This window comes from Novosphingobium sp. DS6-6 (genome assembly GCF_057784975.1).
In genome coordinates this window covers 194,809-213,643 of the sequence record NZ_JBYNTS010000002.1, presented here as the reverse complement: position 1 = coordinate 213,643, position 18,835 = coordinate 194,809, and the positions used below count along the sequence as shown (strand labels likewise).

Below are 18,835 nucleotides of genomic sequence, written 5' to 3'. Positions count from 1 at the left end.
GTGCAATCTTTCTTGACATCTAGCTTTTTTAAAAGAATGTTGTCCGGACAAGTTCAGGGCGTTGCTATTCAGATTCAGGGGAAAATCATGAGGTTCCAAAAAAGCGCTTGTGTCTTTGGACTGACCATCGGTTTGATTGCGCCGGCTGAAGCAGGCGCTCAGACTGCGGTTCCCAAGGCCGATGTGGCCGCCCAGCCTCAATCTGTAGCGGATTCGGGCGCCGACATCATCGTGACCGCGACAAGACGGGATGAGCGGCTCCAGGATGTGCCTGCCTCGATCACCGCATTTACAACAATGCAGATCGAGCGCTCCAACATCACGCGGCCGATGGATTTTATCAACGCATCGCCAAACCTGTCCGCGGTCGAGGCGAACAATGCCGGTGATCTGCGCATCACTGTTCGAGGCGATGCTCAGGCTCTCAATACCGATGCGCCAGTGGCGGTGGTAATCGACGGGGTGGTGCTGACAGGCGCGACCGGATTGAACAAGGACCTGCTCGACGTGCAGCAGATCGAAGTTCTGAAAGGTCCGCAAGGCTATCTTTATGGCCGCAACGCCATTTCGGGCGCTATAAACATCACGACTGCGGCGCCAGGCGACAGCTTTGCGGCGAAATTGCGCGCCGGATATGGAAACGGCAGTTCGGCCTATGCGCAGTTTGCGGTTTCGGGACCGTTAGTGGCGGACAAGCTTGGCGTGAGTGTCGCCGGAAGCATTCGCGACAGCCGCGGTTTCTATCGCAGCACCACGACCAACAAATTCGTCGATCCTTATAACGAAAAATCCGGCCGCGTGCGGTTGGACTGGACTCCGACCAGCGAGTTGCGGGTTCAGGCGATCGCCTTTTATTCCAAGATCGAAGGATCGGCGACGAATTACCTTTCGCAATCCCGTTTCGCCGGTCTGCAGACATCGTCGCCTATCGTCAGCGCCGACTATGCCGATGCACCTTTTGTATCGAATATAGACAACTTCAACCATAAGACTGACCAACTTTATTCGTTGCGTGCCGATTATGATGCGGACTGGGGCCGGATAACCAGCATTTCCTCCTATGAGGAGCAGGAAAACATTTTTGCGTCGGATGGCTTTCCCTACAGCGCGGGAAGCGGCGATGGCACGCAATACAATCAACGCAATCATAGCGCGCGAACGACCGAGCTGCGCTTCACGTCTCCTGCAGACCGTCGCTTTCGCTATATCTTCGGCGCTTACTATGCGGACATTCGCCAGACACCGTTTTTGCTGGCGGCGTCTGGCATCGACGACGCAGGTTTCATCGTCGATCGCCAGCCTCCCATCAGCAGCGGCCCCAATCAGACAACCAGCCTGTCGGTCGATAACGTTTACAGCAAAGCATGGGCCGTGTTTGCGAATGCTGACTGGGATCTGACGAACCAACTGACCCTTACGGTTGCCGGACGCTACGATCATGAGCGCAAGCGCGCCATCGATGTCGCCTACGGTTCGTCGTCCGTGGATTCCGACGGCGATCCGCTCACCGCGAACCAGCCTTTCTCGGCAACCGCAGGGCAAGTCCGTCGCAATACGTTCAAGCAGTTCCAGCCCAAAATCAGTCTGGCCTGGAAAGCCCGGTCCGGCGTCAACCTTTACGCGACTTATGCCAAGGGGTTCAAGGCGGGTGGTTTCAACGCCGCTCAGGCATTTACGGTCAGTTCCGGTGCGGCGCCCAACCAGTATCCCGCCGAGGAGGCCGACAACTACGAAGTGGGGGCGAAGACACAGTGGCTCGATGGCGCGCTGACCATAAACGGCGCACTCTTCCGCACTGAAAAGCAGAACTCCCAGTTGTTCCGTTTCATACCGCAGGGCTCTCTCAATGCCGTGACGGTGATTGACAGGATCCGGGTAACCGGGGGCGAACTCGAGATCGTGGCGCGGCCAACAAAGGCGCTGACCGTCCGCAGTGGTATCGGGTACGTGAATGCCGAAATTACCAAGTATGTGGGTGACCCTGCTTCGGTCGGCAACCATGCTCCCTATGTCCCGGACTGGCGGACATCGCTTGATGCGACATACGAAGCGAAGCTGAACAACGACGCTCGACTGGTTTTCAACGGACGGTGGGACCATACCGGGCGCGTCTTCTTCGATGCGCAGAATTCGCCCGAAGCGCGGCGGTCTGCCCTCGATCTGTTCTCGGCGCGGGCAAGTTACGAGACCGATCGCTGGTCAGCGTCCCTGTGGGGCAAAAACCTTACCGACAAGCGATACAACAGCGACGTGATCGTGATCTTCACAGGCGACCCGTTGCCCTTCACGCAGGCAGTGTTCAAGGCTCCGCCACGGACCTACGGCGTGGAACTGATGTTCAAGTTCTGAACCGGGAAGGGCTCATCATGATCGATGGCCGTGCCGGTCGGATATGCGTACGGGCGGGCTTGACGCTGATATTGTCGATGACGACTGCAGCGTGCAGCCGATCCCGCCCGTTCGATTTCCAGAGCCTCGTTTTCGTGACCGAGGACATTCCGGCCGGCCTCGACAGTGATGGCCCCGCAGCGGCGATCGCGACGTCCCAGACGGGCTTCGTGAATCTCATGGAACCGCTGGTCGACTATGCGCGGACGCCGGGTCGTGATGGTGTGTCGCTTCCCGACGGCAGTCATTTCGTCGGGAAGCTGGCGGAATCCTGGCAGTATGATCCGGCGACGCTAAGCTGGACATTCACCTTGCGCCGGGGGATCAGGAGTTGCGCCGGAAACGAACTGACCGCTGACGACGTGGTTTACACGTTCGCGCGGGCCAAGTCGATCTCGGGAGCCGCCCCGATCGGCTGGTTTCTGGCGTCGGTCGGGTCGGTTGCGGGATTCGGCACGGCCGTTTTGACAGACCCATCGAAGCGAGCTTTGGGAGACGAAGTCAAGGCAGTCGATCGCTATACCGTGCGCATTCGACAGTCCACCCCCAACGCCTTGTTTCTGCACGCGCTTGCGACGTTCGGATTGTTGATCTTCGACAGCAAGGCCGCACGCGCCGGTGCGACTCCCGAAGACCCCTGGAGCCATGCCTACGTCAACGGCGTGATGGCGCCCGGCTATGGCCCCTATTGCCTGGCGCGCTGGATAAAGGGCAGCGAAATGGTGCTGACCGCTAATCCCAACTGGGTTCACGGTGCGCCTGCCATCCGGCGCATCGTGATAAAGCGGGTGCCGCAATCGTCAAATCGCTATGTGCTGGTGCGGCTGCACGAGGCACAGCTGGCCGAGCGGTTGACGCCACGCGAGTATCTGAAACTCGGCCCGGCCGAGGGTGTGCGCGTCGTCGGCGCCGACGGCAACGAAAACCTGTTTGTGCATATGAACTGGCGTACCAAGCCTTTTGACGATGTAAGGGTCCGGCAGGCAGTCGCAGCGGCGCTTCCGCGCGAATGGATCGTTCGCAACGGCTATTTCGGCGCGGCGCGGCCGTGGTATGGCATGGTGCCCTCGCGCTATCCCGGGGCCGTCGGAGATTCCGCCGCCTTTGCCGAAAACCGCGCGCGCGCGCGAAGCCTGCTTGCCGCAGCAGGATACCCGGGCGGGAAAGGCCTGGAGCGCTATGCCGAGGCGTTCAGCCTTGCCTATGTCGCCGAGAAGGAAGCGACGCTGGGACCGATCGCCAGTGCGGTGCGATCGGCGCTGCGGGACGTGGGCATGCCCGTCGAGCTCAATCCCATTCCGTTAACGCAGTATGGCGATCGCCAGTTGGTCAAGAAAGACCTTCCTTTCGCTCTGAACGATCAGGAAAAGCCCGCAGCGCTCGATGCCGGATATGCCATCCAGTTGTTCTTCGCTTCCGCCGCGGCAGGCGGCGTCAACAACATGGTGAATTACGCCAACCCGTCTGTCGATGCGCTTTGGTCGGCGGCGCGTGCCGAACCCGATATCCGGCGGCGCGAATCCGCGATCGCCGCGATCCAGCGAAAGCTTATCGCCGATGTCGTCTGGGCACCGGTGGTCGAATACCGCACGCAATGGGCTGCCGATGCGCGGCTGCGCGGACTGGGGTGGCGCCCGGACAACGCTGTGCGTTTCAGCGAACTGAGTTACGCCCGGTGATCGGTCGCTTCATCCTTCGGCGGTTGAGCATCGGTGTTGTCCAGCTGGCCTTGCTGGTGATCGCCGTATTCTTTCTGATCCGCCTGCTTCCGGCCGATCCCGTGGCGCGCTTCGTGGGGTTGAACGCCAGCCCCCAGGCCTATGCCGTCGCCAAGCACCACCTCGGCCTGGACCGGCCGCTTCTCGAGCAGTTCACGGGCTATGCCTGCGCGCTCCTGACCGGCGATCTCGGTCTTTCCTGGGTGAGTGGCATGCCCGTCGGGCAGGAGATCAGGCAGTTTCTTCCGGTCACGCTCGAACTCATTCTGCTGTCGTTTCTTGGCACCGTGATGATCGGTGTACCGATCGGGGCGTGGGCCGCGCTGAGGCCCGGCAGCTCTGTTGACCGGGGCGTTCTGGTTTATGGCCTGTTTGCAGGATCGCAGCCCGAATTCACTTGGGGCATCGTGTTCATCCTGCTGTTCTTCGTCACCCTGGGCATAGCGCCAGGACCAATCGGACGGCTCTCGCCGCTCACCGATCCACCGGCCGTGGTGACCGGCTTCATGACGCTCGACGCCGTTCTTGCCGGGAAGCCGCGCGTGTTTGCCGAGGCTTTGCGCTATCTTGCGCTTCCGGTCCTCACGCTCGCATTCGTGCTGTCCGGGCCGGTCATCAAGATGGTCCGGGAAAACATGGGTGCGGCGCTTGGCAGCGATTACACGTTGTATGCACGCGCCGCGGGCCTGCCGGGCAAGACCATCGCCGGCGATGCTCTGCGCGCCGCCTTTGCGCCCTCGCTGACCCTGATCGGAGTGCTGTTCGGCTTCATGATCGGCGGTGCCGTGCTGGTGGAAACCATCTTCTCGCTCGGCGGTCTCGGCCAATATGCAATCCGCTCGGTACTTGCCTACGACTATCCCGCCATACAGGGGGTGGTGCTGGTCATTTCGGCGCTTTCGCTGCTGATATACCTGCTTCTGGATCTCGCGCATGCCGCACTTGACCCCCGCATTGCGCTATGATGGTTGATCGCATAATCTATTTCATCGGCGTCAGCTTCGTTGCGACGGCCTTGTTCTGCGCGGTATTCGGACCGCAGATAACGCCCTATGATCCGACGCTGGCCAGCGCGCTGGTATCCCAGGCACCGCCACCCCTTGCCGAGTGGCCCCGATTGCTGTTCGCGGAGGGGCCGACGCCGCATTGGCTTGGCACTGATGCAGCGGGTTTCGACGTACTCAGCCGCACGATTGTTGCCGCCCGCACCGACCTTGTCATCGCGCTTGCTGCCAATGCCTTGAGCTTCATCCTGGGCGTCGGCCTTGGGCTGGTGGCAGGATTTTTCCGGAACCTGGCGACCGAGGCGCTGATGCGCGTGTCCGATCTGCTCCAGTCATTTCCGGTGTTCATTACCGCGATGATCCTTGTCGCGCTTGGCGGGCGCAATCTTGCGAACATCGTTGCCGCGATGATCCTGTTGTACGCTCCGATCTACCTGCGCCTCACCCGGGCCGAGGTGCTGACGCTGCGTGACCGGGGCTTTGTCGAGGCGGCGCGCGCGGCTGGCATCGGTGACTGGTCCATCGCGTTTCGGCATGTCCTGCCCAATGCGCTTCGGCCTGCGCTCGTCCAGAGTTCGGTGACCATCGGTTTTGCCATCCTGCTGACGGCGGGCCTGAGCTTCGTCGGGGCGGGTGTGCGTCCGCCGACGCCCGAATGGGGACTGATGATCGCTGCGGGAAGTGGCCAGGTCGTTTTGGGAGACTGGTGGCCGGCGGTGTTTCCCGGTGTCGCCATTTCGTTGACGGTTTTCGGATTCGCCTGTCTGGGCCACGCGCTGGAGCAGCGGAATGGTCGCTGAGGCGCTTCTGGCAACCGGCCTGCAGGTGAGGACACCCGGCGGTGCCGACATCGTCCGGAATGTCGGGCTTTCGCTCGCCGCTGGTGAAATCGTCGGGCTGACCGGGCCGAGCGGTGCCGGCAAGTCGACGCTTGCGCTTGCGCTGCTGGGCCTTGCGCGTCCGCCACTCGCTCTCGTCGGCGGCTCGGTGCACCTGGCAGGCGAAGATCTCCTTGCGCTGCATCCCGAAGAAGCGCGTCGGCGGCGCGGCCGCGACATAGCGCTTGTCGTCCAGAACCCGCGCGCGGCGCTTCATCCCATGTTGCCTGTCGGCCGGCAGGTGGGGCGGATCTGGCGCGCGCATCATGGCGGCAGCGCCCAGGCTGCGGCGCACCAGGCGATCGACATGCTCCAGTTGGTCGGCATCGCCGATGCGCCACGCCGTGCACATGCCTTTGCCCATGAATTCTCCGGTGGTATGGCGCAGCGCGCCCTGATTGCCGCAGCGCTGGTCGCCAAGCCCAAAGTGCTTGTGGCCGACGAGCCGACCAGTGGCCTGGACGTGACGGTGCAGGCGGCTTTTCTGGACATGATGGCAATGGCCGCGCGCGAGCGGGGGACGGCCATGCTGCTTATCACGCAAGAGGCCGGCATCCTTGCCAACTACTGCGACCGGGTACTGACGATGGAAGCGGGGCGGATCGTCGCGGATCGCACCGCGGTCGAACATTTTGCCGGCCATCGCAGGACGATGACGCGCATCCGTCCCCCTGTCGCTGCCAGCGCCGTGGTCGAAGCCAGGGGATTGTGCAAAAGCTTTCCCGTCCGGGGCAGCGATGCTCTGGTTCGCGCGGCGGATGGGGTGGATCTGACGGTTGCCAGGGGCGAAACCCTGGGGTTGGTCGGCGAATCAGGTTCGGGCAAGACCACCGCCGGCCGTGCGCTGATCCGATTGATCGTGCCGGATGCCGGCGACGTAACGATCGCCGGGCAACGCGTTGGGGAACTTGACCACACGCGCTTGCGTGCGCTTCGCCGCGACATGCAACTGGTGCGTCAGGACCCGTTCGACAGCTTCGATCCCCGTTGGACGATCCTGCGGTCGGTCATGGAGCCGCTGGTGGCGCACGGCCTGCTCGACGCGAAAGAGCGCAAGGCGCGTGCGCGCGAAGTTCTGTCGCTTGTAGGTTGTGCGGAATTTGCCGATCGCCGCCCCGCCGATTGCTCGGCCGGCGCGCTGCAACGGGTGGCGATTGCCCGCGCCGTTGCAACAAGGCCTGCTTTCGTCGTTCTGGATGAGCCCACGTCCGTGCTCGACCCGCTTTCGCGCCAGGAACTCATCGCGCTGCTGGCTACGTTGCAGCGAGAGACAGGAACGGCGTTCCTGTTCATTTCCCACGACCTGACGACTGTGGCCGCAATCAGCCACCGTGTTGCGGTCATGTACCTTGGCCAGATCGTGGAAACAGGAACGACGCAGGCCGTTTTCGAAGCGCCGCGCCATCCCTATACGCGCGCCCTTATCGCTGCCCACCTTGATGTCGATCCGGCTCGGCGACGCCTTGACCATCCCGCTGCCGAACGGCTCGATGGCGAGATACCCTCGCCGATCGACCTGCCGGCCGGCTGCTATCTTGCCTCGCGTTGCGCGCATGTCCTGCCGCGATGCCGGACGGAGCGGCAGGCATTGGTCGCGGATGCCGGCGGAATGGTTCGATGCTGGCGAGCCGCCGCCGGTGACCTACCCCCTTTTGGCAAACGGCCGTTGTATGAATGAAACCTTCGACTTTGTGATTGTCGGCGCGGGCAGTGCCGGGTGCCTCCTCGCCAACCGCCTGTCGGCCGACCCTTCCGTGCGCGTCCTGCTGCTGGAAGCGGGCGGGCGTGGGCGCAACCCCCTCATCCGTATTCCGATGATGGCTGGCCTCCTGTACTTCATGCCATCGCTCAACTGGGGATATACGACCGAGCCGCAGCCCGGTCTGGACAACCGCAGCCTGGTTTGGCCGCGTGGCCGCGTACTCGGGGGGTCCACCGCCATCAACGGCATGATGTATATCCGCGGTGCCGCTGCGGATTACGACCAGTGGCGCCAGATGGGCCTTACCGGATGGGGATATGACGACGTGCTTCCCCACTTCCGGGCGTTCGAGCGCAACCTCAGCCATCCGGATCCGCATTACCACGGGCACGACGGCGAACTTTGGACCGAACGGGCTCTTGGCGCCAATCCCCTTTACGACGCGTGGCTCGATAGCGCCCGCGCGGCCGGATATCCGTCGAATGGCGATTTCAACGGCGCACGGCAGGAGGGGGTCGGCCGTTACGACTTCAACATCCGCAACGGCCGCAGAGTGACGGCCGCGACGGCCTTTCTCGATCCCGTGCGCAGCCGGAGCAATCTGACTATCCGGACCGGGGTTTCGATCGCCCGGCTGGCGTTTCAGGCGAAGCGCTGCACCGGCGTCACGCTGAGCAATGGAACGCATATTGCGGCCGATCGCGAAGTGATCCTGTGCGCCGGGGCGGTCAACTCGCCGCAACTGCTGGAGCTTTCGGGCATCGGCGATGGCGCCCGCTTGCAGGCTCTGGGCATCGACACGATCGCGCATAGCCCGGACGTGGGCAACAATCTTCAGGACCATCTGGGCATTTATGTCCAGCATGCCTGCACCCAGCCCGTCACCCTTTATGGACTGATGCGCCCCGATCGGGCTCTCTGGGCGGGGCTGCGCGCGTTCGCCACCGGCAGAGGACCGGCGGCGGCGGTCCCGCTCGAGGCGGGCGGGTTCCTGCGCACCCGTCCCGAGCTGGATGCGCCCGATGTCCACGTGACGATCGTGCCGGGCCTTTCGTTGGCAACGACCCAGATCGGCCAGATGCAGCACGGCTTTTTGACGAATGTCTATCAGCTACGCCCTCAAAGCCGGGGCACCATTCATATCGCCAGCCCGGACCCGGCAGATAAACCATTGATACGCCCTAACTACCTCAGTGACGCAGCCGACATCGCGTGCCTGCGTGATGGCGTCCGCCTCGCACGGCGGATCGTCGGCCAGGCGCCCATGGACGCTTATCGGGGAGACGAGCTCGCCCCCGGAGCGGAGGTGGCTGACGACGATCAGGCGATCGATGCATGGGTGCGACGCACCGCGAACACCATTTTCCATCCGGTCGGCACGTGCCGCATGGGCAGAGACGAACTGGCCGTCGTCGACGATTCGCTGCGGGTACGCGGAGTCGAGCGGCTTCGAGTCGTCGACGCGTCGATCATGCCCACGATCGTCAGCGGCAACACCAGCGCACCGACGATGATGATCGCCGAAAAGGCGGCGTCCATGATCAGAGCCTTCTGGCGCCCATAGAGAATGGCAATGTCGGTGATTAATCGCTTGACCCCGTCAAGTTGTCCGGACAAATATCGGCTATGACGACGTTAGCGGCAGATCTGGATTGGAACGCTCTTGCAAGTGTCCTGTTCGTGCCCGGCTCTCGGCCGGACCGGTTTGCCAAGGCGCTGGCAAGCGGCACCGGGTTGGTCTGCATCGATCTGGAAGACGCTGTGCCGCCCCAAGACAAGGCGGCTGCCCGGGAAGCTGCCGTGGGGATGGCCGGCCCGCGCTACGCGGTGCGGATCAACCAGATCACGACCCGGGACGGACTTGCCGACCTTGTCGCCCTAGGAGAAAGCAGCCCGGCAGCGGTCTTTGTGCCCAAGGTCGAGCACGAAGAACAGCTTTCCGTCATTGCCGGGACGGTCAGGGCGCCATTGGTCCCGCTGATCGAGACACCCCGCGGTTTGCGGCGCGCCCATGCGATCGCCGCGCATCACCAGGTTGCGGCAATCATGTTCGGTGGTGGCGACATGGCGGCCGAACTGGGCGTCTTGCTTGCCTGGGAGCCGCTGTACTGGGCACGGTCGGCGTTCGTCGCCGCAGCGGCCGAGGCAGGCAAGCCGGCAATCGATGTGCCATGGATCGTGTTGACCGATCAGGAAGGCCTGGCTGACGAAGCCGCCAAAGCCCGGAATCTCGGCTTTGCGGCCAAGGCCGCGATCCATCCGCAGCAGGTGCCAGCGATCGAGGCAGCGTTCCGGCCGTCCATGGCAGAGCTTGAGGAAGCGCGCGCCGCCAAGGCGGCATTCTCGGCAGCAGGCGGCGGCGCAGTCCGGTTCAACGGTCGGATGCTGGAAGCGCCGTTGATGCGCGTTTTTCACCGTGTGTTGGCAAAAGCGGGAGAGTCTGATGCGTAATGGCGTGATCGAAGTGGCTCCGCGCCGCTTCAGGGAAAACTATGGACGCTATTTCGAGGAGTTCGTAGAGGGCGATGTTTACGAACATCGGCCCGGTCGCACCATCACCGACCATGACAACGTCAGTTTCACCCTGCTGACAATGAACACCCACCCCGCTCATTTCGACTACAACTTCGCGGCCAAGACAGAATTTGGCAAGCCGCTGGTCTGTTCCCCGCTGACGGTGGCCCTGATGGTCGGGATGAGCGTGTCGGACGTCAGCCAGAAAGCGGTCGCCAATCTCGGCTGGTCGGACATCAAGCTTACGCATCCGCTGTTCCCGGGCGACACGCTCTATGCGGAAAGCGAGGTCATCGCCAAGCGCGAGTCCAAGTCGCGACCCCAACAAGGCGTGGTGACGGTCCGGACGACCGGCAAGAACCAGGACGGCGTGGTCTGCTGCACCTTCGAACGGACGATGTTGATTTGGAAAAAGGGCTTCGGCCCTATGGACGATTGAGGATATCCGACATGGCAACGGCAATGAAGCTACCTTCCGGAACGACCGCGATCGATCCCGATGAAGAGGAAGCGCTGCTTGATGCGATCGCGCGCTGGGTGAACAAGGAAGTGCGTCCGGTCGTGATGAAGCACGATCACGACGATATCTGGCCCGCCGAGCTGGTTGGCCAGATGGCGGAGATGGGGCTGTTTGGTGCGACGATCGGGAAGGAATACGGCGGGCTCGGGCTGCCGGCAACGACCTACGCAAAGATCGTCGCCCATGTCAGCAGCTACTGGATGGCGATCACCGGCATTTTCAACTCCCACCTGATCATGGCGGCCGCCGTGGAACGGTTCGGCACCGAGGCACAGAAGCACCAGTGGCTGCCCCGTTTCGCCAGCGGCGAAATCCGTGGCGGGCTGGCGCTCACGGAGCCGAACGCCGGGACCGACTTGCAAGCGATCCGCACCGTCGCGCGTCGCGATGGCGATGATTACGTCATCAACGGCACCAAGACGTGGATTTCCAACGGCGTGCAAGGTTCCTGCTTTGCGCTGCTGGTCAAGACAGACCCCGGCGCAGAGCCCCGCTACAAAGGCATGAGCCTGTTCATAGCGCCCAAGGGGCCGGGATTCGGGGTCGGCAAGAAATTCGAAAAGCTGGGCTACAAGGCCATCGACAGTGCCGAGCTCGTGTTCGAGGATTACCGCGTACCGGCCGATCACCTGATCGGCGAAGTGGAAGGCAATGGCTTTTTCCAGGCGACCGGCGGACTCGAACTTGGCCGGATCAACGTTGCCGCGCGAGGTGTCGGCCTGGCTGAAGGGGCGCTGCGGCTTGCGACCGAATACGCGCAGCTTCGCCGGACCATGGGCAAGCCGATCGCGGAACACCAGGCGATCCAGCTCAAGCTGGGCGAGATGGTGACCAGCGCCCGCGCCGCCCGCCTTCTGACGATGGACGCTGCCGCTGCCTATGACCGTGGCGAGCGGTGCGACATGGAAGCGGGAATGGCCAAGTTCTTTGCGTCCGAAGCGGCGGTTCGCAATGCCGAAGAGGCCATGCGGATCTATGGCGGTTACGCTTACTCCAAGGAGTACGAGATCGAGCGTTACTACCGTGACGCGCTGCTGATGTGCATCGGCGAAGGCACCAACGAGATGCAGCGAATGATCATTTCCAAACAATGGGTAAAGCGTAACCCCGCATGACCATACGGCTCCCTCTCACCGGCTTCCGCATTCTCTCGGCCGAACAGTATGGCGCGGGGCCGTATGGCACGATGTTTCTCGCGCAGCTTGGGGCGGAGGTCATCAAGATCGAGCCGCCGGCCGTGGACGGCAAAGGCGGTGGCGATACGGCGCGCCAGGTGGGGCCTCATTTTCTGCGCAAGGGGGAAAGTGTCTATTTCCAGGCTTTCAACCTGAACAAACGATCCTTGACACTGGATCTGACCCGTGCGGAGGGGCAGGACGTCTTCCGTCAACTGGCGGGCAGCGCCCATGCGGTTGCCAACAACATGCGGGGCGATCTGCCGGATAAGCTGGGTCTGACGTATGCCGCGCTCGGCGAAATCAATCCCGCCATCGTATGCGCGCACCTGTCAGCCTACGGTCGCGGCAATGCACGGGCCCGCTGGCCGGGTTATGATTACCTCATGCAGGCCGAAGCGGGTTTTCTGTCCCTGACGGGAGAGCCCGAGGCGCCGCCGACCCGGTTCGGGCTGTCCATGGTCGATTTCATGACCGGCACGCAGATGGCGATCGGTCTCCTGGCGGCTCTGCTCGACGCGCAGCGCACCGGAGAGGGGCGGGATGTGGACATTGACCTGCTATCGACCGCCGTTCACCAGCTGAGCTACCCCGCCATGTGGTATCTCAACGAAGGCGAGGTGACGGGACGGACCCCACGATCGGCGCATCCTTCGGTGACGCCTTCGCAGTTGTTCCGTACCGCCGATGGCTGGATCTTCGTCATGTGCCAGCTGCCAAAGTTCTGGACCGTATTGCTCGACCGGATCGACCGTGCCGATCTGGCAGACGACCCTCGCTTTCGCCACCCGGCCGACCGGCTTGCCAACCGCGCCGCGCTGACCCGATTGCTCGACACGGTGTTCGAAACTGCGCCAACGCGGCATTGGCTGGGGCTGCTGCAAGGGCATATGCCGGTTGCCCCGGTCAACGATGTCGCAGCGGCGCTGGACAGCAAGTTTCTTGTCGAGACCGGGATGATCGATGCCGTTCCGCATCCTGATCGCCCCGGGTTGCGCGTTCTGGCCAGCCCGATCCGGCTTGATGGCGAGCGCCTGCCCAACCGCGCGGGTCCTCTGCTGGGGGCGGATACGGATGAGGTGCTTGCCGAAGCGGGGTTCGCACCCGATGAGGTGGCCGGCCTGCGGACCAAGGGGGTCATCTGAGCATGGGCAAGCTCCAGGGCGTCAAGGTCATCGACCTGTCATTGTTCTTGCCCGGCCCGATGATGACCCTGATGATGGCTGACCAGGGTGCCGAGGTCATCAAGATCGAGCCGCTCGACGGCGACCCCACGCGGCATCAGATGCCGTTCGAAAACGGCCAGTCGGTCTGGTTCCGCAATCTCAACCGCGGCAAGTCCAGCCGTGCGCTGGATCTGAAGAACGAGGCCGGCAAGGCGGCGTTGTGGGAACTGATCGACGATGCCGATGTCTTCATCGAAGGGTTCCGGCCGGGGGTCATGAGCCGCCTCGGCTTCGATTACCAGGCAGTGTCCGAACGCAATCCCCGGATCGTCTATTGCTCGATCAGTGCGTTTGGGCAGAATGGCGGGCTGGCGCAACATCCCGCCCACGACATTGCGGTGCAGGCGCTCGCCGGTACGCTCGCGGTCAACGACGGGCCGGACAAGGCCCCGGTGGTGCCCGGCGTGCCGGCAGCCGACATGGCAGCGGGCCTTACCGCACTGGCCGGCGTGCTGATGGCGCTTCTCGCGCGCGATCGGACGGGCCATGGCGACTATCTCGACATCGCCATGTTCGACGCATTGCTGCCCTGGACCGCGCATTGGGGCGGGTCGGCAATAGCTGGTGACCGTTCACCCGGATCGATGGAGCAGCGCTCGCTGGGCGGTGCAGCGTTCTATAATGTCTATCGAACAGCCGATGATCGCCACGTCGTGCTTGGCGGCCGTGAGGAAAAGTTCGTTCGTGCGTTGCTGAAAGCCCTGGGCCGCGAGGACCTGATCCCGACGGCACTGGCACCTGCGGGCGAACAGGATGCGCTTATCCAATTCCTGCAAAGCACCTTTGCCGGCCGTACCCGGGACCAATGGACCGCATGGTTTGCCGACAAGGACGTTGCGTTCGCGCCCGTCCTCGATCTTCGCGAATCTCTCGACCAGCCGCACGTTGCGGAGAGGGCGCTGTGGATTGTCCACGATGGCGCCCATCAGATCGCCCCAGCCATACGCTTCGCCGGAGAAACCTGGATTCCTTCCACCGCGCCGGTGCTCGGCCGGTGAGTGCCCGGCGGCACCGCTGCGCAGGTTCAGGCGCCATCCGCCTCGATGTGCATCGAATAGGCGAAACGATCGCCCGGATGATGGCTTGCGGAAATCTCCAGAAGCCGGCCGTCCGCATCGAAGTAACAGCGCATGATGCGAAGGGTCGGCGATCTGCGCGAAACGCCAAGCGCACGCGCCACATCGACCGAAGCGGCAACCGCCTGGATATCCTGCGTCACGCGCGCCACGCGGACTCCCGCAAGCGCCTCGACCTGCTGAAACAGCGTGGCGCCGTCAAGGTCGAGTCGCGCCGCGATGTCTGCCAGGCCGGGATCGAGATAGGCCTCGGTCAGAGCGATCGGTCGATGATCGCCGGTGCTGCCGGTCCGGATACCGGAGAAGCGTGGCCAGAGCCCCGGGGCGGTGGGGCCGCCGACGGCGTCCGCAAGGGCCTTGGGCAACGCCGCGTCAGGCAGCCGTTCGAACACGATCCGGGTGTCACGGGCGTATTGCAGGATTTCGCCGACGTTGGACAGCGGCTGATGCAGTGTGGCGTTGCGGGCCGCGGCGGCCCGCACCGTGGTGCCCGACCCGCGACGCCGATCGATCAGCCCTTCGGCTTGAAGAGATCGCAACGCTTCGCGCACGGTGAAGCGACTGACGCCATGCGTCTTGCACAATTCGGCCTCGGTCGGAAACTGGTCGGGCGCGGTAAAGGCGTTTGCCAGTATCTGTCGACGGAGCTCATCTGCAAGCACGCGGTAGCGCGGGCGGTGCTGAGCGGCAGCGATCAAACGGCTTCTCCTTCAAGCCTCGGGCAGAGGCACTCATGACGGTCGCCGGCCATAGCCTAACCGAGGCGCTTGCACAGCACTTGCTGCGTCCTGTGGAAGCCGCCGCACGCGATCGCGCACGATTGCATCTGCTTGACTGGATGGGGTGCGTCGCGGGGGGGCGACGTGGCGCGATCGGCGATGTGGTCGTGTCGATGCGAGGCGATGCCATTCACAAGTCGGCCTTGCTGGGCAACGCACTCGAGATGGATGACGTACACCGCACGGGGTTGCTGCACCCTGGCCCGGTGATCTGGCCCGTCGCACTTGCCACTGCCGCTTCCGGCAGCATGGACGACATGCTGACAGCGGGCGTCCGTGGATACGAGGCCATGATCACGATCGGTGCAAGTTTCGACGCGGTGCACTACGCCCGTTATCATCCCACGGCAACGGCCGGGGTTTTCGGAGCAGCAGCATGTGCCGCCGGTACAGCAGGCGGCCACCCGGTGCTGGCGCACGCGCTCGCGCTGGCCGGGTCTGTCAGCGGCGGCGTCTGGCAGACGCGGCACAGCCGTAATCTTGCCAAGCAGTGGCATGTCGCCCACGCGGTGCAGACCGGACGGGCGGCGGCGATCCATGCGCTGGACGGCATCACGGGGCCGCTGGATGTCCTCGAAGGGGAGCAAGGTTTGTACGCCGCTACGTGCCATGCCCCGCGCCCGGTCGCGTTCGGCACCGGATGGCGCATGGCCGAAGTGAGCTTCAAGCCCTGGGGTGCGTGTCGCCACGCGCATCCGGCTATCGACGCAGCACTCCAGCTACGTGCGGCCGATGCGCTGGCCGGCGCGATTTTTGTGGAATCCTATGGCGATGCACTGGCCTTTTGCGATCGGCCGCATCCCGAAACGCCGGAACAGGCAAAGTTTTCGCTTCAGCATGCGCTTGCCATCGTGGCAGAGCGCGGCGCCCCCGCCCTGGCTGATTTCGAACCCGACGCGATCATGGCGCTGGCGCCGGCCCGTGCGCGGGTGAAGGTCGCGGAAGCATCGGATATCACTGCTCGGTACCCCGCCCATTTCGGCGCGCGCGTGATGACGAGCCAGGGATCGTGCGAGGTGGTCGACACGCTTGGCGATCCGGAAAGACCGCTGTCGCGCAGCGGCGTGATCGACAAGGCGCGCGCGCTGATGGAGTGGGGTCGTCTGTCGCCCGACCAGATCGAACGGGGCTTGAGCCTTGCGCTTGGCGGTCAGGATGCCGCCGCGATCGTCGCTTGGCTGGACACCGTTCTATGACTTTCACCAAGCGCGTGATCGCTTTCGCGGCGGCAGAGCACCGCTTACCGGCTTCGATCGCTGCCGATGCGGAGCGGCTGCTGGCCGACACCCTGGCAGTAGGCGCCGCAGGGGCATGGGCGCCCGATGCTGCCCATGCCCTGACAGCGGCCCGGGGATGGGGCAGCGGCACGGACGCAAGGCTGATCGGCGGTGATGCGCGCCTTCCGGCCGGAGCCGCCGCGTTCGTCAATGGCTTCAGGATCCATTGCCTGGAATGGGACGCGGTGCACGAACCGGCAGTGGTTCATGCGCTATCGGTGGTGACGGCGGCGCTTGGCGCCGCGATCGACCGGGCGGGCGGCTGCGACCCTGCCGCCGCGCTGGCGGCATTGGCGGTTGGCGTTGATGTGGCGAGCGGTCTGGGAATTGCCGCAACCTCGCCGCTCCGTTTTTTCAGGCCGGCAGTGGCCGGCTGTCTCGGCGCGTCGCTCGCCGTGGCGCGGATAACCGGCGCGCCGCTGGCCGATGCGCTCGGGCTGGCCTATTCGTTCGCGGGCGGAACAATGCAGGCGCATGTCGAAGGGTCGATCGCGTTGCCGCTTCAGATCGCGAATGCGGCGCGAGCGGCAATAACGGCCGCCGACCTGGCCGCGGCCGGTCTGACCGGGCCGCATGACGTGCTGGAAGGGCCGTTCGGCTATTTCCAGCTGTTCGACCAGGGATCGCTTGCAACATATGCAGGCAGCATCGGCGAGCGTTGGCTGATTGCCGACATATCGACCAAACCATACCCTTCGGGGCGTGCCAGCCATGGCGCGCTTGGCGTGCTCGACATGTTGCACGGCAATGGCGTGGGGGCCGATGCGATCGCGGCGGTCGAACTCTTCGTGCCGCCGCTGGTGAAGCGGTTGGTCGGTCGGCCCTTCCTGCCTGAAATGACCCCTGCCTATGCCCGCCTATGCCTGCCGCTGCTTGCTGCGCTGATGCTACGGGATGGCCGGATCGACCCGCGCAGCTTCACGCCACGGGTCTTTGCCGACCCGGTGGTTGCTGATCTTGCCGGCCGCATAACTATTGAAACCGATGGCAATCCCGACCCCAACGCGCTGTCACCGCAACGCCTGCGGATCACCCGGAGGGATGGGAGCATAAGCGATCATGTGTTGCCGCATACGCTCGGCAGCCCTGGTGCGCCCCTCTCCGCGGGGCAGGTGGCAAGGAAACGCGATCTCGCCCGGTCGATCGCACCCGGGGCGGATCCGCGACTGTTCGATGACGCGCTAGCCTGGTTTACGGAGCCGCGATGACCTATCCCACGTATTTCGAGACGTTCGACCCGTGCCAGATGCTGGCCGATTACCCGATCGGCGACGCATTTGTGGCGCGTTATGCCAAGATGAGCCGGGATGAGCTCCGCGCGCTGCAGGAGAAACGGTTCGCACGCCTGATGCAGCGGGGTTGGGAGGTGCCTTTCTATCAACGCCTGTGGGGCGCCAAGGGCATCGAAAGGGGCGACATCCGCAGTCTTGACGACCTTACCAAGCTGCCGGTCTACGACAAGGCAGACCTTATGGCATCGGTTGCCGAGCACCCGCCCTATGGCGACTTTGCCGGGCTTGACGATCCCGCCACGCGATCCCCTGTCATTCTTCACACCACCAGCGGCACGACGGGCAGGCCGCAGCCGCTGCTGTTCGGGCCCAAGGGGCGGGAGATCACCAACCTTCTGGCCGGTCGGATGTACCGATGGCAGGGCCTGGCCGCCGGCGATGTCGTCCACTCGGTATACGGTCACGGCATGATCAATGGCGGGCATTACATCCGCGAGGCAGTGACACATTTCACCAATGCGCTGTTTCTGTCTGCCGGAACCGGCGTGGAGACGCGCTCCGCAGCCCAGGTCAGGCTGATTGCCGATTTCGGCGTTACCGTGCTGGTCGGGTTCGTGGACTATCTTCGCAAGCTGGCGGAAGTCGCACGGGACGAAGGGATTCTGGAGCGGATCCAGATCCGGATGATCTGCGGACATCTGGGGACGGAGGACCGGGCCGCGACCGAGGCGGCCTGGGGTGGCGCCAGGGCTTTCGACTGGTACGGTGTCGGTGATACCGGCACGATCGCGGGAGAAGGGCCGGAGCGCGACGGGCTGTATGTATGGGAAGACGCGCAATATCTCGAATTGCTCGGCGTCGACGATGGCCTGCCCGTCGCCGATGGTGCGACCGGTGACATGGTCGTGACCTGCCTTTTCAAGGACGACGTGGCACCCTGCATCCGTTTCAACACGCATGACGTCACCAGCGAAATCGGCGGGCGCGGAGAAATCGTCTTCAAGCGGATTGCCGGGTTCAAGGGGCGCAGCGACAACATGGTGAAGCTGCGCGGGATCAACGTGTTTCCGCATGCGATTGGCGCAATCATCGAGAACCGCGCGGACCTGACCGGTGAATACGTCTGCCGCCTGACCCGCGAGCCGCTGAGTGGCCGTGACGACATGGAAGTCATGCTGGAATCGCGCGGCGGGAGCGACGCGAACCAGTTGCGGGCGATATTGCGCCAGGGACTCGGTGTCGAGGTTGCCGTGACGTTGTGCCCACCGGGCGCAACCGCCGCGCTGACGCAGATCGACATGCGGCAGAAGCCGATCCGCCTGATCGACGAGCGGGGAGTTTGAACG

Annotated in this window: 15 protein-coding genes; 14 read left to right on the top strand and 1 reads right to left on the bottom strand. The window is 63.8% G+C overall.

Features of this window, described 5'->3' with window-relative positions:
• The first annotated feature begins 36 nt into the window (after positions 1–36).
• The 11 genes from AC3EDY_RS03265 (at position 37) to AC3EDY_RS03215 (ending at position 14,123) form a co-directional block, all read left to right on the top strand.
• Complete coding sequence (locus AC3EDY_RS03265) at positions 37–2,349, top strand: TonB-dependent receptor (RefSeq protein ID WP_488571032.1); 2,313 nt, start codon at positions 37–39, stop codon at positions 2,347–2,349.
• Positions 2,350–2,426: 77 nt separating this feature from the next.
• On the top strand, positions 2,427–4,067 hold the full coding sequence (locus AC3EDY_RS03260; RefSeq protein ID WP_488571031.1) for an ABC transporter substrate-binding protein: 1,641 nt from the start codon (positions 2,427–2,429) through the stop codon (positions 4,065–4,067).
• Positions 4,064–5,071, top strand: a complete 1,008-nt coding sequence (locus AC3EDY_RS03255) for an ABC transporter permease (protein ID WP_488571030.1) — start codon at positions 4,064–4,066, stop codon at positions 5,069–5,071. Before AC3EDY_RS03260 ends, AC3EDY_RS03255 begins: the two co-directional genes overlap by 4 nt.
• Positions 5,068–5,910 carry an ABC transporter permease gene (locus tag AC3EDY_RS03250; protein WP_488571029.1) on the top strand — a complete coding sequence of 281 codons (843 nt, stop codon included), beginning with the start codon at positions 5,068–5,070 and terminating at the stop codon, positions 5,908–5,910. The genes AC3EDY_RS03255 and AC3EDY_RS03250 overlap by 4 nt, the downstream gene beginning before the upstream one ends.
• On the top strand, positions 5,900–7,666 hold the full coding sequence (locus AC3EDY_RS03245; protein ID WP_488571028.1) for an oligopeptide/dipeptide ABC transporter ATP-binding protein: 1,767 nt from the start codon (positions 5,900–5,902) through the stop codon (positions 7,664–7,666). Before AC3EDY_RS03250 ends, AC3EDY_RS03245 begins: the two co-directional genes overlap by 11 nt.
• Positions 7,626–9,254 carry a GMC family oxidoreductase gene (locus AC3EDY_RS03240; RefSeq protein ID WP_488571027.1) on the top strand — a complete coding sequence of 543 codons (1,629 nt, stop codon included), beginning with the start codon at positions 7,626–7,628 and terminating at the stop codon, positions 9,252–9,254. The genes AC3EDY_RS03245 and AC3EDY_RS03240 overlap by 41 nt, the downstream gene beginning before the upstream one ends.
• A gap of 62 nt (positions 9,255–9,316) precedes the next feature.
• Positions 9,317–10,141, top strand: coding sequence for an HpcH/HpaI aldolase/citrate lyase family protein (locus AC3EDY_RS03235; protein ID WP_488571026.1), 825 nt, complete (start codon positions 9,317–9,319; stop codon positions 10,139–10,141).
• Positions 10,134–10,643, top strand: coding sequence for a MaoC family dehydratase (locus AC3EDY_RS03230; RefSeq protein WP_488571025.1), 510 nt, complete (start codon positions 10,134–10,136; stop codon positions 10,641–10,643). Before AC3EDY_RS03235 ends, AC3EDY_RS03230 begins: the two co-directional genes overlap by 8 nt.
• A gap of 23 nt (positions 10,644–10,666) precedes the next feature.
• Entirely contained in the window at positions 10,667–11,839 is a 1,173-nt protein-coding gene (locus tag AC3EDY_RS03225; RefSeq protein ID WP_488571024.1) for an acyl-CoA dehydrogenase family protein, read from the top strand.
• A complete protein-coding gene (locus AC3EDY_RS03220) occupies positions 11,836–13,044 on the top strand; it encodes a CaiB/BaiF CoA transferase family protein (RefSeq protein WP_488571023.1) in 1,209 nt (402 codons plus the stop codon). The genes AC3EDY_RS03225 and AC3EDY_RS03220 overlap by 4 nt, the downstream gene beginning before the upstream one ends.
• 2 nt (positions 13,045–13,046) lie before the next feature.
• On the top strand, positions 13,047–14,123 hold the full coding sequence (locus tag AC3EDY_RS03215) for a CaiB/BaiF CoA transferase family protein (RefSeq protein WP_488571022.1): 1,077 nt from the start codon (positions 13,047–13,049) through the stop codon (positions 14,121–14,123).
• 26 nt (positions 14,124–14,149) lie between these two features.
• On the opposite strand, the gene AC3EDY_RS03210 is transcribed toward AC3EDY_RS03215, so the two are convergent.
• Positions 14,150–14,899 (bottom strand): GntR family transcriptional regulator, encoded by a 750-nt coding sequence (locus AC3EDY_RS03210; protein ID WP_488571021.1) that lies wholly within the window; start codon positions 14,897–14,899, stop codon positions 14,150–14,152.
• Between the two features lie 80 nt (positions 14,900–14,979).
• Here AC3EDY_RS03210 and AC3EDY_RS03205 point away from each other — a divergent pair, with 80 nt between their 5' ends.
• The 3 genes from AC3EDY_RS03205 to AC3EDY_RS03195 are packed head-to-tail and all read left to right on the top strand — an operon-like array spanning position 14,980 to position 18,832.
• Positions 14,980–16,176, top strand: a complete 1,197-nt coding sequence (locus AC3EDY_RS03205; RefSeq protein WP_488571020.1) for an MmgE/PrpD family protein — start codon at positions 14,980–14,982, stop codon at positions 16,174–16,176.
• Positions 16,173–17,465 (top strand): MmgE/PrpD family protein, encoded by a 1,293-nt coding sequence (locus AC3EDY_RS03200; protein ID WP_488571019.1) that lies wholly within the window; start codon positions 16,173–16,175, stop codon positions 17,463–17,465. Before AC3EDY_RS03205 ends, AC3EDY_RS03200 begins: the two co-directional genes overlap by 4 nt.
• Positions 17,462–18,832, top strand: coding sequence for a phenylacetate--CoA ligase family protein (locus tag AC3EDY_RS03195; protein WP_488571018.1), 1,371 nt, complete (start codon positions 17,462–17,464; stop codon positions 18,830–18,832). The genes AC3EDY_RS03200 and AC3EDY_RS03195 overlap by 4 nt, the downstream gene beginning before the upstream one ends.
• Positions 18,833–18,835 lie beyond the last annotated feature (3 nt).